A 14,311-nucleotide genomic window follows, 5' to 3' on the forward strand; every position below is an offset into this window, starting at 1 on the left:
ACGAACATGACTACGAAGTCTCGCAGCAGGAAAAGTTCTGCCGAACGGGTTGTCAAAGACATTCGCCGCGCCACCCGGCGCCATTTCTCGGCGGAAGATAAAATCCGGATTGTGCTTGATGGCTTGCGCGGTGAAGACAGCATCGCTGAACTGTGCCGCAAGGAAGGGATCGCTCAGAGCCTTTACTACGTCTGGTCGAAGGAGTTCATGGAGGCAGGCAAGCGGCGGCTGGCCGGTGATACGGCGCGAGCTGCGACAAGTGGTGAAGTGCAAGACCTTCGCCGTGAGGCGCATGCCCTGAAGGAGGTGGTTGCCGATCTGACGCTGGAGAACCGTCTGCTCAAAAAAAGCATGATCGCGGATGGGGGCGAAGGCGAATGAGATATCCCGCATCCGAAAAGCTTGAGATCATCAGGCTCGTCGAGCAATCGCATCTGCCGGCGAAGAAGACACTCGACAAACTGGGCATTGCACGTCGAAGCTTCTATCGCTGGTATGACCGTTACCTTGAGGGCGGGCCGGAAGCGTTGGAAGATCGTCCTTCCCGGCCAGGTCGCGTGTGGAACCGCATCGATGCCGATATCCAGGGTCAGATCATCGAGATGGCGCTGGAGCAATCCGAACTTTCATCGCGCGAACTGGCAGTGCGCTTTACCGATGAGAAGCGCTACTTCGTCTCCGAAGCCAGTGTCTATCGCCTGCTCAAGGCCCACGATCTCATCACCAGCCCAGCCTTCATTGTGGTCAAGGCGGCTGATGAGTTCAAAGACAAGACGACAGCACCCAACCAGATGTGGCAGACCGACTTCACCTACTTCAAGATCATCGGCTGGGGGTGGGTGTATCTGTCCACCGTACTCGATGACTTCTCTCGATATGTCATTGCCTGGAAGCTGTGCTCGACCATGCGCGCCGAGGACGTCACCGATACGCTCGAACTGGCCCTTGCAGCTTCAGGCTGCGACAACACCAAGGTGTTGCACAAGCCCAGACTGCTCAGCGACAATGGTCCCAGTTACATCGCCGCCGAGCTTGCCGAATGGATCGATGCCAACGGCATGAGCCATATCCGCGGCGCACCGCTGCATCCGCAAACCCAAGGCAAGATCGAGCGATGGCATCAAACCCTCAAGAACCGCATCCTGCTCGAGAACTACTTCCTGCCCGGCGATCTCGAGTGTCAGATCGAGGCATTCATCGAGCATTACAATCATCGCCGTTATCACGAGGGCATCGGCAACGTCACACCCGCCGACGTCTACTTCGGACGTGCACAATCCATCATCAAACAGCGTGAAAGGATCAAACGACAGACAATCAAATATCGGCGCTTGCTCCACCGCAAAATCGCCGCTTAACATCAACCAACAAATGAGGCCCGCTCTCCGCTAAATCTCGCCGCTCTTTGCGCCAAATGTTTTGATGACGGACAGTCGGCATCCTGAAATCGACCCCAGCGGCTAACGTCATAGACGAGGACCACTTTGAAATCCGTGTTGCCGGCCTGCACATCATCGATGAGTTGCCGGAGCGCATCGCGTCCTTCGATCTTGAGGCCGCTTTTGCCGGCGTCAGCATAGGTTCGGACGATCTCGATCCCACGGGCCTCCGCATACCGCCGGATCGCATCGGATTGGTTTTCCGTCGAGTATTTCTGATGATCTGTCGACATACGGACGTATTCGGCAGCTCGAACAGGACGTTCCGGCGGCTGTGAGCGATCGTCATCGTAAGGTTTCCGGAGCGTCAAACCTCACCCCTTCCTGATTCCTGGCGGTGGCGCGAGCAACCAACCACGCCGCGCATGACAGGTCTCTGCCGCTGATCCGCACTGGTGCCAGTCTAACTGCGGAGGAAATGGCGGATGTTGCCGAAAAAGGGCAGGAAATTACCGATATGGAAAGGTGTCCTCGATGGGCGAGAAGCGTATGCACGGACCATTGCCGAACTGCTGCGCAAGGAGCACGGAGATAGTCATCGGGCGGTCAAGCACCTTATGCGTCAGACCGATGCTAGCGAGAGGACGGTAAAGCATTGGCTTTCCGCACAGCATGGCCCGGATACGGTGTTTTTCTTACGCCTCGTGGTATCGTCGCCCGTCATCAGAGCCTTCGTTCTGGGTCTCATCGAAGGCCCTGCCTCGAATCCATTACGCGATCCGGTGGATCGCTTTTCTCTTGCGGCGGCAAGGCAAGCCTATGTCGTTGGCGAGGCGGCCCTTAGTCCGTCGGCCAAGGGTTATCGGCAAAATGACCCTGAAGATGACCCTGATCGCGACCCTGTAAATGACCCTGAATCGAAAGAACTCAACGAACGACAACATTGGTTCCTAGCTCGGGTCGCGGAGGGAGGCCGATACGGCGCCAAGGAAATAACGACCGTTTGGCAGGTCAGCATGAAAACCGCGCGACGGGACATTGGCGCCCTTCAGAAGGCGCAACTGCTTGAATACATCGGGTCGCGTCGGAAAGGTAGATATCGGCGAAGAGCGAAGTGAGCAGCGGCGAGTAGCCGGTCAGGAACGGGATTTTTTGATGCAGACACAGAACGCGTCCTGAGACGATCTAGCTGAGACACGACGGGGACACAAAAGCCCGCAATTTGCGGACCAAATTCGCGGAAATCGAACTGAATGCCCTACGACCCAGTCTTCGAACTAATCTCTCTTGTTCCCAGGAACGGGAATTTTTCGAGCAGAGACAGAGCCGATTTTTCAGCAGAAATCCGACATGGAGACGGGGGCTTTGAATTTAACAACGCGAGAAAGCCCGCAGTTAACGGCTATTTCGCACCATATAAAATTCTCTAGCTAAAACAAAGACTTGGTGGTGGGCGCGACAGGGATCGAACCTGTGACCCCTACCATGTCAAGGTAAGGGTTGCGCTTTTGACCGTGCTTACCTGAGACGGTGTAAGTTTACTACATCATTGTAAAACAGTGATTTATATCATATTCGAACGGTAGCGGTCATGTTTGGTAATGACCTGAAATTGCTTACCCGTGCTTACCCCCTGCTTACCCGAGAGTTGGATCATGCCGAAGCTGACAAAGCGCGTCGTCGATGCCGTCGCGCCCTCGCCTGCCGGTGACTTGTTCGCGTGGGACAGCGGCGACGGATCGGTGAAGGGGCTCGGCCTTCGTGTGAAGCCGTCAGGCGTGAAGTCATTTTTCGTCCAGTACCGAAATAAACACGGCCGGTCGCGGCGGCTGACGATCGGGAAACTGGGCGTGTTCACCGTCGAGCAGGCGCGCGACGAGGCTCGCCAGAAGCTCGCAGCGGCGGCGCGTGGCGACGATCCGGCCCAAGCGCGCGACGAGGCCCGCAGGGCGATAACCGTCAAAAAGCTCTGCGACGAATATCTTGCCGAGGCCGAGGCTGGGAACATCATCGGCAAGCGTGGCGAACCAAAGAAGGCGTCCACTCTCAAAATCGATCGAGGCCGGATCGCGCGACATATCCTGCCCCTTCTTGGGCATCGGCCTGTGCGTGATCTGACGCGGCCCGATATCGAAAAATTTTACCGCGACGTGAAGGCGGGCAAGACCGCCGCCGATGTGAGGACCGACAAGAAGCGCGGGCGCGCCATCGTCAAGGGCGGTGCGACGGCTGCAAAGAGAACGGTCGGCCTCCTGCAAGGCATCCTGAGCTATGCCGTTCGAACCGGGATTGTCTCCGAAAATGCAGCGCTTGGCGTTCGAATGCCGGCCGACGATAAGCGCAAGGTCGCCAATCTGCCGGTGAAATATGCCGCGCTCGGACGTGCGTTGGAAAAGGCTGAGGATGCTGGGGTCACGTGGCAGGCGAGCGAGGCCGTGAGGCTCGCTGCTCTCACGGGCCTGCGCCGAGCCGAGGCTATTGAACTGCGCTGGGCGGCGGTCGATCTTGCCGGTCGGGCCCTGCACTTGTCCGAAAGCAAGACCGGAGAAAGCCTTCGTCCGCTCGGACGCGCTGCCGCCGATCTATTGAAATTGATCAAGTCGCGCGATGTGGATGGCGATTTCGTATTCCCGGCAGAACGGAAGAATGGTGCCGCCTTTGGCGGACTGCCGAAAGCCTACGGGCGGATCATTAGGAATCCCAAACTTGAGGCTGATGATCGCGCTGCACTCTCTGACCTGACCTTGCATGGCCTGAGACACGGCTTTGCGACGATTGCTGACACGCTCGGTTTCACGCTCCCCACGGTAGCCGCCCTACTTGGCCACGTCGCTGGCGGCGTGACTGCTGGTTATGTCGGGCGCGTGGACGCTGTTCTGGTTGCTGCTGCCGACAAGGTGGCCGGTGAGGTTGCGCGGTTGATGGGCGAGGCTCGGCAGGGCGTCGTTGTCGAGTTGCCGGCAGCGGCAAAGGCGACGGCAAAGCGATGAGCGGCAAATTTGATTTCGCGGCCGGCATGTTTCGGGATGCCAATACGGCGCAAGATAGGCGCGTCGCCTGCCGCATCTGGCTCACTGACGCAATACAGTGGGCACATGATAATGGTGAGAATGTTGCCCCGGCTATGGCGCTCCTGAGCGCGCTGGAAGGGCTTGAATTCGGTCATGTGGACGCAATGCTTCGTCTGCCGGATGGGCAGAAAGCCGGAGGGAAGGAGCCACCGCCAGCGGAAACCGGTTTCTATGCGATGGCCCTGGCTGCGGTTGACCGGTTGCTGGAGCTTGGGGTGAGCGATGCGCTCAATCTTGTCGCGGGTGATCTCGCAATTAAGGCCGGAGCATTAGCCAGCAAGCGGAAACACGTCATGTCTGAGCGCGCCAAGCCGCCAACGTCTCGCCAGCGGTACGTGGCTCTGATCGAAGATTATGAGAGGGAGCGCGAGCGGATGGCAGGGCAGACAGGGCCGGAAATACTCCTTGGCCTGTCGAACGTCGCGAAACTGCTCGGGCGCAAATAGTTCACCGAACCAAATTCAGTGAACCGGTAAGCTCAATCTACCACTGGCCTCACGATCAATCGAAATCGCGAGGCGAACATGACCAACAACGACACTCTACGGCCGAGACTTAAGCGCGCCGAAGCTTCCGCATACCTGCTTGAGAAGCACGGCATCAGTCGAACCTACACCACCCTCGCCAAGCTCGCCGTGGCCGGCGGTGGACCGGCGTTTCGCAAGGTCGGAACGCGGACGGTCGTCTACGACGTTGCCGATCTTGACGCATGGGCCGCGTCGATCATGTCGAAGCCCGTTTTCTCGACCAGCGAGCTTACCGCCGCCTGACCGATCCGCCTGCCGGGCAGCAAAAACGCCCGGCCATTTCTGACCGAGCGAATCAATCGTTAAGCGTGATGTGGTGTTGCGCTTTTTACAACGATTGGCCGCCTCACGCAACGAGGCATGCCATGTCTTCAGACTTTACCCCGAAGTTCCCGCGCACGGTCGCGGGCACTGAGTGGCGCTCGCCGCTCTCCAATTCCGATCTCGAAGTGATCGCGAGGCGCGCCGATCATTTGTATCGCAACACCGGTCTCAGCGAGGAGAATCGCGCCAAACTGTTGGCGCGTTATGCTCTCATTGTTGAGGCTGACGCGTTGATCGAAGAGCTTGGTTTCGTTGCGCGCCAGTTTTCGCTTAGAAACGATCCGGGTGTGCGTCCGTCAAAGCTAATGAAAGGCGGTAGCGGCGGCGACATGATCAAGATTACCGCCGGTTTCGCGCTCCGACTATCGGAATGGATCAAGCTCCTAGAAGACCATTACGGCGTGACAGCTTGGCGGGAATTTGGGCGCGTCGACCGCGATGATTGCTTTCCGGATGATCCGCGTCATCCGAAAAACGCGCCGCTGCCGGTGCCCGATCGCAATGTGGTGTCGCTCCGTAATCCGAACTCGCAGCCGGTGATGGTCGACGACGACGCCCCTGAGCCGGGTGATGACATCTGATGCTTGACCTCGATCCACCGGCCTGGCTCGACGATATCGAACCGCCCGGTTCCCTGAGTGATTACGGACTGCCGGACAACGTCGTACCGTTTCGAAGCGATGAACCGGCAGAAGGGATGTCCGGGGAACGTCCTGAGTGCACTATCAGGCCATCCGCCTTTGTCTGGCGCGATCCGGCGACGATCACGCCACGGCAATGGATTTACGGGCATCACCTGATCCGCAAATACGTCGCAGCGACAATCGCGCCGGGCGGTGTCGGCAAATCGACGCTCACGATCGGCGACGCCGTGGCAATGGCATCAGGCAAGCCCCTGCTGGGCTTAAAGCCACACGGGCCGCTGCGTGTTTGGCTCTGGAACGGTGAGGACCCTCGTGAGGAAATAGAGCGGCGCGTGGTGGCGGCATGTCTGCATCACGACATCGAGCCGAGCGAAATCGCGGGCAGGCTGTTTCTCGACAGCGGACGCGACGTGCCGATCAGGATCGGCGAGACGGGAGCGAACGGGCCAAAGGTCGCCATGCCGGTGATCGACGCCTTGATTGCTGCCATCCGCGATCGACGGATCGACGTGCTGATCATCGATCCATTCGTATCCGTGCACAGCATGCCCGAGAACGACAATGGCGCTATGGATGCAGCGGTGAAGGCGTTTGCCCTGGTCGCGGACCGCACCGGGTGCGCCATCGACCTCGTGCACCACTCTCGCAAGCTGAACGGTGTCGATGCCGACATCGACGCGGCGCGTGGCGGTTCGGCCATCGCTGGCGCTGTCCGCTCGGCGCGCGCGCTGAACGTTATGAGCGCGGAGGCCGCCAACACCCTCGATATTCCCGAAAGCGAGCGCCGGTCGTTCGTCCGGATCGACGATGCCAAGGCTAATCTCGCGCCACCTTCCGCCGCGAAGTGGTTCAAGCTGGCGTCGGAAGCGCTCGGCAACGGCACGGCGGATCGCCCCGAAGATTTCGTTGCCGTGGCCGCAGCCTGGAAGCCGCCGGACGCCCTCGACGGGATGACCGCGGATAAGTTGCTCACGGTTCAAAGGGCTCTGCACGAGCAGTGCTTTAGAGAGAACGCGCAGGCGATTGATTGGGCCGGGCACGCCATCGGCAAGGTTCTCGCCATCGACAGCTACGGTGACGCTGGCAAGAAGAGGATCAAGAAAATGATCGCGGTCTGGATCAAATCGGGGGCGCTGAAAGTCGTTCCGATCGAGGACATTCAGCGCCGCCCGAGGCCCTGCATCGAGGTCGGGGAATGGGCTGCTCCAGTTTGAAAAAAGTGGTGGAGCAAAGGTGGAGCAAGGTGGAGCGCAAAAAGCATTTATCCACTGCTCCACTCCACCCCCATAGGGGTGGGGAGCAGTGGTTCTGCGCGGAAAGTCGGCGGGGCGGTGGAGTGGAGCAGAAGTGGGGCGGACCGAAACGTCGCTTTCATCGCGGACAAGGTGGGGGAACCGTGACCGTTCGGCCTTCACATCTGCCGGTCATGGTGCGGCGGCGCTGCACCGGCAGGTTCAGTGATCGGGCCTGTATGCTCCGGGGGGCTGCATCGGATCTGATCTCGACCCAGGCACCTACTGGCGGCATGATCACAAATGTCAGCCACCGCGAGTTTGCCGTGATCGATACCGTCGTTGATTTTCGCCAACGTGCTCGTGAACGTTTCGCGGATCAGGATTGGGTCTGGGGACCGCGCGGGGAATGGGCGCTGATCGGCGTCGATAGCTACAAACTCGTGATCTACCGGTTTGGTGATGGATGGAGGGTTGCTGTCGTGACGTTATCGAGCCGTGAACGAACCTATTGGCCGGAACTATGCGCGACTGCCCGTGACGCAATGCTCGCCGCATACGATGCCTTGGAATACGCCAGGCGTCACGGCTGAGGCACGATCTCGGCCTCGCACTCATCCTGCCGGCCTGACCATCCGCGCGCCTCATCGCCGTTTGTGCGCTCGCGATTAAAAGGCATATAGCGACATAGCCGCCGCTGATCGCAGTGGTGGCGGCAACCATTGCACCCGTAGTGCTCTTGATAAGCAATCGAGTTTTCAAGATCACACATGTCATCGACGCAACATGGCGGAAAACGGCAGGGCGCAGGGCGACCGAAAGGAAGCCTCGGCAAGCGTTCGATCGAAGCCATTGAAGCCGTAGCGGAAGAATTCCCGGACTGGACGCCGCTCAAGCATCTGGCTCGTGTTGCGAATGACGCAACACTCGACGCTGAAATTCGGCTTGATGCAGCGAAGGCCGCTGCGCCCTACGTGCATCCGAAGCCAAAGGGAATTGAGATTGATCCGGAGGCACTGATTGATCTCGAAAAGCGCATCGCCAAGGTGCGCGCCGAAAACAACGTGAAGGCGTTCAAGGACGGTTTCGGTCTCGATGGTCTGGGTGATCGTATTGATCGCGCCAAGGCTCGCGCCAGCGCGAAACAAGCCGCCGTCAGCCTTTCGAGTTCCGGCGATATCGAGATAACCGCGACCATTCCGGTTAAGCCCGCCGCTGTCATTGAAGCCGAGGTTGCTCCAGCGCCGCAGTCACCGCCGCCCGCACCCGGCGCGCCGGCTCCCGCACCACAAGCAGCTGTTGCACCGCCACCGCCACCGGCCGATTGGGACGTGCCCCCGCGTCCGTACTCACCGATCCTTCCGTGGCCCGAGCGGCCGGCCTTCGCAGATTGCGAGTATGAAAACTTCGAAAGCGGGCTCCTCGGCTCGCGCAAATCCTGAAAACGAAAGGCCACCGACATGGCAACCGTGTCTGAGAACATTGCGACGATAATCGCCAAAGCAGCAGAAATGGACACACTCGTTAGCGATTTCCGCGCGGCGAGAGCAATCATCGATGCTGCCGAAACCGAAATCAGGAAGGCTCAGCCGGCAGGAGGACACGACGCGCACAGTGGCCGTATCCGTCTCGCCAACTACGCTCACGCTCTGATGGTCGAACCGATCCTTGAAGGCAGCAAGACTGTTGCGACGCTGGCAACGGACGCGTGGGCAGGGGTGTCCTGACATGTCAGCATCGGCACTAACCGTCGCGCAGATCGACGCGAACATCGCGCTGGTCCGCGAGCAAATCTCGATGATGGAGGACGAGGCGCGCGAGCTATCGCTTCCGGCCGTCGCTGGTGATGAGCAGGCCCGCACCTTGCTTGCGAACGTCAGGACGAAAATTCAGCAAGCCGAGGCCGATTTTGAAGTCTTGGCTGACGCCAGGATTTCTGCCCTGGGCAGGGACCACGAGGCCGCCGAGGCCAAGGACGCGGACTATCGCGCTCGCCAACTTCAGATCGCCAGAGAACGCGCTGCCGCAATCGTTCAACTCGCCAGCCGCGCAGATGGGCTGGTCGCCGAGTTCAAAGCGCTGATCTCTGACATGCGTGGTGTTGAGCTTGGAATCTGGAAAGCGGCGCGCGAGGCCGGCCAGCCGGCGGACGGTGCCATTGTCGGCCGGAAGAACATTGATCAGTTCGCCATCGATCAGTTGCTCAGGTTCGCGAACGGAACCGATCGTTTCGGCAAGGAGCGTCCTGTCGCAGAATGGGCGCGCCAGGCTTGGCGTCACTTACTCACCGACGAGGCCCACAATGACTGATCCGGCTCACATCCTATTCCCGAGTGATGCCCCCGCGTCATCGCAACCGCCGGAGTATTTCAAGGTACAGCAGAACGCTGCGACCGCGCGACTCATGGGCGGCCAGAAGCCGGCCACCGATGATGCGGCGGCGCGGATGTTTCCGAATAACGCGGCGAAGAGCGGCACACTCCCCGCGCCGTCTGCCGGCCTTACTGATCCAGCCCAAACCGACGCTGCCGCGACCCTGTTCAAGGATGACGCCACCAGTCAGTTCGACGAGAAGCCGATCGCCGGTTTCTTCAACACATTCGCCCTCTCTGCGCGATCCGATGGTGATGTTGAGCGAGCGGAAGCACTTAGTTCAGCCGGCGAGGCTTTAATCGCCGATGCGCGCGCGGCGGGGATGGACGCGGCCGAGCTCACGTCCGCGCTCGATATCGTCAGTGAGCGGCAAGGGGACACCCTCTCGCCAATCGCACCGGAGAAGATCGAGGCGGAGTTCGCGTCCGGCATGGCCGCGATCCAGCAAGAGTTCGGCGACACATACATGGCCGATCTCAGCGCCGCGCGGGCGTTCATTCGTGATCTGGAAATCATCGCGCCGGGAACGATCGATAGTCTGGAGCGCACAGGCGCTGGCAACGACATGCGCCTGATCAGATCGGCCATCAAGGAAGCGAAAAGGCGAGGCTACCGATGACGGCGATAGCGAGCGCGGCCGCCATAAGAAAGAGCCCTGCACTTCGGGGCCTACCGGTGCAGCCCACGAAAATGCCGCGCCTCAAGTCGTTCACGCCGATCGAATGCCCGATGTGTAGGCGGCGAACGAAGACGCCCGAAATCGATATCGTGATTGAGTACTACCGCGTCCCGCCGTGCGAGGAAAACGTGCTGCGCGCGGTGTGGAAGGGCAAGGGTAGGGCGGTCCAGACGGAGCAGATTTTTTGCGCGATGTACGCGAGCGATCCTGACGGAGGCCCATCGCCCGATCGTATGTACCGTGCTTTCAAGGCGCTGCTTCACAATCTGCGGGTCCGCTTGGCCGGGTCCGGAATCACCATTGAAAATGTTGGGTATCGGGCCGGGTACCGGCTTGTGATCGGAGAGATGGTCAATGGTTAGGGTACCTGATCGCGAGCCGCGTCCTGCTGCCGAAAGGTCCGGTCCAATGAACGATCGCGAAAGCCAGGTCAAACGCGCCGGCAGGGATCGCATGAATTGGTTGGAGTGAAGATGAGCGCGACGATTTGCGGTGGATAGCGAAGCGTTGCCACTTAGAATGTGAGATTTTCTCTTCGAAGGAAGTCATTAAAGACTAGGTGCTCGACGCCTTCTGCCTTGCAGATGTTGGGAATGCGTCTTTTCTTGGTACCAGGGTCTTCCGGCACCAACCTCTCCATGCTCACGAGTGGTAGACTCAATGTTTTTGCTAGTGCGATAATAGTGAGATCGTTCAGGCAAATCGTCTTTGCCGACCCGCCAGTAAATTCAGAGATGAAATCCTTGTGGTCGACCTGCATCCGCTGAGCGTGATCAACGTAGGTTTGCCAGTCCCACTCCTCACCGACTTCCAGCACGAGCAACGATTTGCTGGAAATTAGGCGTTTTCCAACATCACCTGGTATATAGCAAAATTCGCTGTGTATCTCAGTGGTTGTGGCGATCGATCCACTCTCGACTCGCTCGCAGAACCCAGCCCACATAGTCTTGTGAATATCTTCTGGCATTGTTTCCAGAGGATTCGAAATTCCTGACGTGTCGAAACAATACTTCTTCACGACACACCGAAATGATCGCGTATGTCGTAAAGATGTTGAAGATTCTTTATGCCCATATACTGGGCTGCATTATGGTTGGTGATGCGGCCGTTGGCCCACGCTTCCATAACCAGTCCGGTGTAAAGATCGCCTAGCGCGTTCTTGTAGCGTGTCCCGTAATATGGCGCTCGACCAAAAGAACGGAAATCGGCGTCCTCTTCATCAAACTGAGGCTTCTTGATTTCCCAATAGTAGCGACGGTCCACGTAGCCGAGATGAACGAGACGGATCAGCATGGCGTGGGGGCTGACCCGCAGCGCATTAGCTACAGAAGACAGACGATCATCGGAGATTGAATCGAGGCGCAGCGGGGGCATCTCACCCAGAAGGCGGGAGACCGTTTCTTTTGGCATGAGAAACGATGCGGCGAATTGATCACACCACGCCTCGGTGTGGGTCTTGCCGCCCTCATTGTTATAGGCAAGTGGCGCTATGATGCCGCTCTGCCGCAGGATGATGTGTGCCAGCTCATGCACAAGGGTAAACGCCTGTGCGCTGGGCGCCTCATTCCCGAAAACCACTGTCGGTAGAGGGAACTCAACCAGACACATGCCTCGCGCACGCAACTCGCCAAGTGCTGTGTTCTTCAGCGTCAGGATTCCGATTTGTTCAAGCTTCCTGCGAATAATATTCGGAAGTTGGTCCCTCTGCTGGGAAGTAAGAGCGAGTTGTGCATCGATCGTAAAATCCATCGCTTTGCGTGCTTCAGCCGCAGCGTCGTCAACTTGTGTCTTGGCGGTAGCGATGAGATGTTCAGGGAACGCAGGTGGAGTTTCACTAAGTTCTTGGAGGAGATCGAGTGCGTTTATCCTCTGAGCCTCGGCCCAAGATTGAATGTCTTTCAGTGCTCGATGGTTTTTAGCGAGATCAACGCCTCGGTGGGTACGGAAATCAGGAACCATCGCCGACTCTGGAAGCTGAAGCGGCTCCTTCAGAAAGAATTCGATGAACGATCGATTATACAGATTGGCGAGAGCCCGCGCCTGGTTCACAGTGGGGACTTCTCGCGCCTCTTCCCATGCGGTGATTCGTTCGGGCTTCTGGTTGAGGCGATGCGCAACTTCTTCAATCGACTGGCCACGATACTCCCTCGCCCAGCGAAGCATCGCCGGGTTATAGGGCGGTCTCTCTCTCTTTGCGGCGGCAGCCATCGTGGTTCGACATTATTCTGTGGTGGTCAACCTCGGTAGGTCATTGTGGATCTGAGTTGTTAATATCGGCCTTGCGGCGTCACGATGCCAGTGCACCTTGGTTGCGCGTTCGCTCCACATCATAAGTCGGTTCGGTGCGACTGAGAGCGAGACGAATGAGGGGACGCACGGTCCGTTAGTGGCTTTGTCATGGCCAACGCTCCTGTCGTCTGCCTCCTATTTGCTTCCTGTGACGCTTAAGGTCGCGCAGAGAATTGGAACCGCCAAGATTGCTGCAAGTACGATTTGAACAGGAAAGTCCTCATCCATAATCTGCCTCTCAATCCATGTTGCGATTATCGCATCATGTTGTGATTTTCACAGCAGAAAACAACAAAAATCACAACAAAATCAATAACTTAGATCTTGCGATTGGCGATAATCGATGAGAGGATTCAGATCAGCGGCGCGGCGCCGCCGACGGAAAGGATAAACACCATGCAAACCAGGGCTCAGTCGATCGATAGCTCTAATGCTCGCCTCACCTACGATTACGGCCGATTTAGAAAAGCAATGGCGTTTGCTCGAAAGACCATTGCAGACATTCCGGAAAACACGTCTGTCGATGAGCTGGTACAGTCGTATCAACGCGCGACTTACCGGCTCCATAGGATCGCACTCTCGGTGCAGATCGCCGAAGCGGTTACCGCCGCCGACGCATCGATCAAAAAATTCGTCGAGGATCAAATTGCCGTAGTCGAATCTTATGGTCTGCTGCCGGTGACCGCGTAGTTGCTTCGGCTCGTTGAAGGCAGCCTGCCTCGCAGAATGCCCGGCCGGCACCCGGGCATTTGCTTACTCGCGGCAATAAACCTGATGATCAGATACCGCGCTTTCAAAATCGCTCTGAGCTGATTTGAGCCGCCGAAATTCGGACGAGCAATCATCGCTGCCGTTGCTGGAGCTCACGCATTGGACATACCGCTTGAGGTAGGTCGAGATATCATCGACGGCTGAATTGTACGACGACGTAGCGTCAGAACAATCCGCGAAGGCTCTGTCAGGGCAAGCAGCAGTCATCCATACAATAGCGACGATCCCAAATCCCCGAAGCATTCTCTCCTCCCGGACAGTCAAAATGCCCGCGCGTATTAGGCGCGGCTGCTTACCCCATGCTTACCCCATCGCAGCACCGCGCAACCGCCGAAACGGCGACGATGCATCTATCTGAAATTACTAGTGAAATGGTGGGCGCGACAGGGATCGAACCTGTGACCCCTACCATGTCAAGGTAGTGCTCTCCCGCTGAGCTACGCGCCCGGAAACTTCCGAAAGGGGTCGCCGGTCCTATATCGGCTCCCGCGCGGACAGGCAAGGATCAGCGGACAATAATGAATCAAGCCGCCAGCATCTTGTTCACTTCGCTGACCAATTCACGCAGATGCACCGGTTTGGACAACACCTTGGCGTTCTTCGGCGCCTGGGAATCGGAATTCAGCGCGACGGCCGCAAAGCCAGTAATGAACATGATCTTGATGTCGGGATCGAGTTCCGAAGCGCGGCGCGCCAGCTCGATGCCGTCCATTTCCGGCATTACGATATCGGTGAGAAGCATTTCAAATGGCTCCTCACGCAGCCTCTGATATGCTGACAGGCCGTTGTCATAGGACGATACCTTGAAACCGGCATTCTCCAGCGCCTTGACCAGAAATCGGCGCATGTCGTTGTCGTCTTCGGCAAGGAGGATTTTGTGCATGATGGAGGTCATTGGAGCCCGGCTGGAGGAGCAGTCACTATAAGCCAAATCTGGTAAATTTGGAGTGAAAACGAACTTTGGCTTGGCAGAAGGGTCGTGATTATCGACAATGCAAATTCAGGAACGCCTGTCCAGACAA

General features: G+C 58.1%; 18 protein-coding genes and 1 tRNA gene. 14 read left to right on the plus strand and 5 right to left on the minus strand.

Translation table 11 applies throughout. The features are described from left to right. Positions 1-6 precede the first annotated feature (6 nt). Positions 7-1,358 (plus strand): IS3 family transposase gene (locus tag ACM561_RS17675; RefSeq protein WP_425905397.1). Its coding sequence is split into 2 segments (ribosomal slippage): positions 7-343 and positions 343-1,358, totalling 1,353 coding nucleotides; the frame shifts between segments, so codons are not numbered across the junction. A 2-nt stretch (positions 1,359-1,360) separates the two neighbouring features. Here ACM561_RS17675 and ACM561_RS17680 read toward each other — a convergent pair. Continuing rightward, complete coding sequence (locus ACM561_RS17680) at positions 1,361-1,750, minus strand: recombinase family protein (protein ID WP_425906796.1); 390 nt, start codon at positions 1,748-1,750, stop codon at positions 1,361-1,363. A 114-nt stretch (positions 1,751-1,864) separates the two neighbouring features. On the opposite strand from ACM561_RS17680, the gene ACM561_RS17685 reads away from it, so the two are divergent. The 12 genes from ACM561_RS17685 to ACM561_RS17740 all read left to right on the plus strand — a co-directional run bounded on the left by ACM561_RS17685 (position 1,865) and on the right by ACM561_RS17740 (position 10,591). Continuing rightward, positions 1,865-2,497 carry a hypothetical protein gene (locus tag ACM561_RS17685; protein WP_425906780.1) on the plus strand — a complete coding sequence of 211 codons (633 nt, stop codon included), beginning with the start codon at positions 1,865-1,867 and terminating at the stop codon, positions 2,495-2,497. Positions 2,498-3,034: 537 nt separating this feature from the next. Further along, positions 3,035-4,369: a tyrosine-type recombinase/integrase gene (locus ACM561_RS17690; RefSeq protein ID WP_425906797.1), complete on the plus strand. Its 1,335-nt coding sequence runs from the start codon at positions 3,035-3,037 to the stop codon at positions 4,367-4,369. Next, the gene (locus ACM561_RS17695) at positions 4,366-4,896 is read left to right on the plus strand and encodes a hypothetical protein (RefSeq protein WP_425906799.1); all 531 of its coding nucleotides are present in this window, start codon (positions 4,366-4,368) and stop codon (positions 4,894-4,896) included. The genes ACM561_RS17690 and ACM561_RS17695 overlap by 4 nt, the downstream gene beginning before the upstream one ends. A gap of 78 nt (positions 4,897-4,974) precedes the next feature. Next, the gene (locus ACM561_RS17700) at positions 4,975-5,220 is read left to right on the plus strand and encodes a helix-turn-helix transcriptional regulator (protein ID WP_425906800.1); all 246 of its coding nucleotides are present in this window, start codon (positions 4,975-4,977) and stop codon (positions 5,218-5,220) included. A 122-nt stretch (positions 5,221-5,342) separates the two neighbouring features. Next, on the plus strand, positions 5,343-5,882 hold the full coding sequence (locus ACM561_RS17705; protein ID WP_425906802.1) for a hypothetical protein: 540 nt from the start codon (positions 5,343-5,345) through the stop codon (positions 5,880-5,882). Beyond that, complete coding sequence (locus tag ACM561_RS17710) at positions 5,882-7,159, plus strand: helicase RepA family protein (protein ID WP_425906804.1); 1,278 nt, start codon at positions 5,882-5,884, stop codon at positions 7,157-7,159. The genes ACM561_RS17705 and ACM561_RS17710 overlap by 1 nt, the downstream gene beginning before the upstream one ends. Before the next feature lie 182 nt (positions 7,160-7,341). Next, positions 7,342-7,770 carry a hypothetical protein gene (locus tag ACM561_RS17715; protein ID WP_425906806.1) on the plus strand — a complete coding sequence of 143 codons (429 nt, stop codon included), beginning with the start codon at positions 7,342-7,344 and terminating at the stop codon, positions 7,768-7,770. Positions 7,771-7,947: 177 nt separating this feature from the next. Further along, positions 7,948-8,619 (plus strand): hypothetical protein, encoded by a 672-nt coding sequence (locus tag ACM561_RS17720; RefSeq protein ID WP_425906807.1) that lies wholly within the window; start codon positions 7,948-7,950, stop codon positions 8,617-8,619. Positions 8,620-8,688: 69 nt separating this feature from the next. Next, complete coding sequence (locus ACM561_RS17725; protein ID WP_425906809.1) at positions 8,689-8,904, plus strand: hypothetical protein; 216 nt, start codon at positions 8,689-8,691, stop codon at positions 8,902-8,904. A 1-nt stretch (position 8,905) separates the two neighbouring features. Beyond that, positions 8,906-9,487, plus strand: a complete 582-nt coding sequence (locus tag ACM561_RS17730; protein WP_425906811.1) for a hypothetical protein — start codon at positions 8,906-8,908, stop codon at positions 9,485-9,487. Next, complete coding sequence (locus ACM561_RS17735) at positions 9,480-10,169, plus strand: hypothetical protein (protein WP_425906813.1); 690 nt, start codon at positions 9,480-9,482, stop codon at positions 10,167-10,169. Before ACM561_RS17730 ends, ACM561_RS17735 begins: the two co-directional genes overlap by 8 nt. Continuing rightward, positions 10,166-10,591, plus strand: a complete 426-nt coding sequence (locus ACM561_RS17740) for a hypothetical protein (RefSeq protein WP_425906815.1) — start codon at positions 10,166-10,168, stop codon at positions 10,589-10,591. Before ACM561_RS17735 ends, ACM561_RS17740 begins: the two co-directional genes overlap by 4 nt. A 152-nt stretch (positions 10,592-10,743) precedes the next feature. On the opposite strand, the gene ACM561_RS17745 is transcribed toward ACM561_RS17740, so the two are convergent. Further along, a complete protein-coding gene (locus tag ACM561_RS17745; RefSeq protein WP_425906817.1) occupies positions 10,744-11,247 on the minus strand; it encodes a DUF4411 family protein in 504 nt (167 codons plus the stop codon). After that, a complete protein-coding gene (locus tag ACM561_RS17750; RefSeq protein WP_425906818.1) occupies positions 11,244-12,437 on the minus strand; it encodes an ImmA/IrrE family metallo-endopeptidase in 1,194 nt (397 codons plus the stop codon). The genes ACM561_RS17745 and ACM561_RS17750 overlap by 4 nt, the downstream gene beginning before the upstream one ends. A gap of 477 nt (positions 12,438-12,914) precedes the next feature. Between ACM561_RS17750 and ACM561_RS17755 the strand changes: the two genes are divergently transcribed. Beyond that, entirely contained in the window at positions 12,915-13,208 is a 294-nt protein-coding gene (locus ACM561_RS17755; protein WP_425906820.1) for a hypothetical protein, read from the plus strand. Between the two features lie 453 nt (positions 13,209-13,661). On the opposite strand, the gene ACM561_RS17760 is transcribed toward ACM561_RS17755, so the two are convergent. Together ACM561_RS17760 and cpdR are read right to left on the minus strand one after the other, a co-directional pair. Continuing rightward, a tRNA-Val gene (locus tag ACM561_RS17760) sits at positions 13,662-13,736 on the minus strand. 76 nt (positions 13,737-13,812) lie between these two features. After that, the gene (gene cpdR, locus ACM561_RS17765) at positions 13,813-14,175 is read right to left on the minus strand and encodes a cell cycle two-component system response regulator CpdR (RefSeq protein WP_425909818.1); all 363 of its coding nucleotides are present in this window, start codon (positions 14,173-14,175) and stop codon (positions 13,813-13,815) included. Positions 14,176-14,311 lie beyond the last annotated feature (136 nt).

Origin of the sequence: Nitrobacter sp. TKz-YC02, assembly GCF_049852135.1 — a bacterium.
GTDB lineage: Bacteria > Pseudomonadota > Alphaproteobacteria > Rhizobiales > Xanthobacteraceae > Nitrobacter > Nitrobacter vulgaris.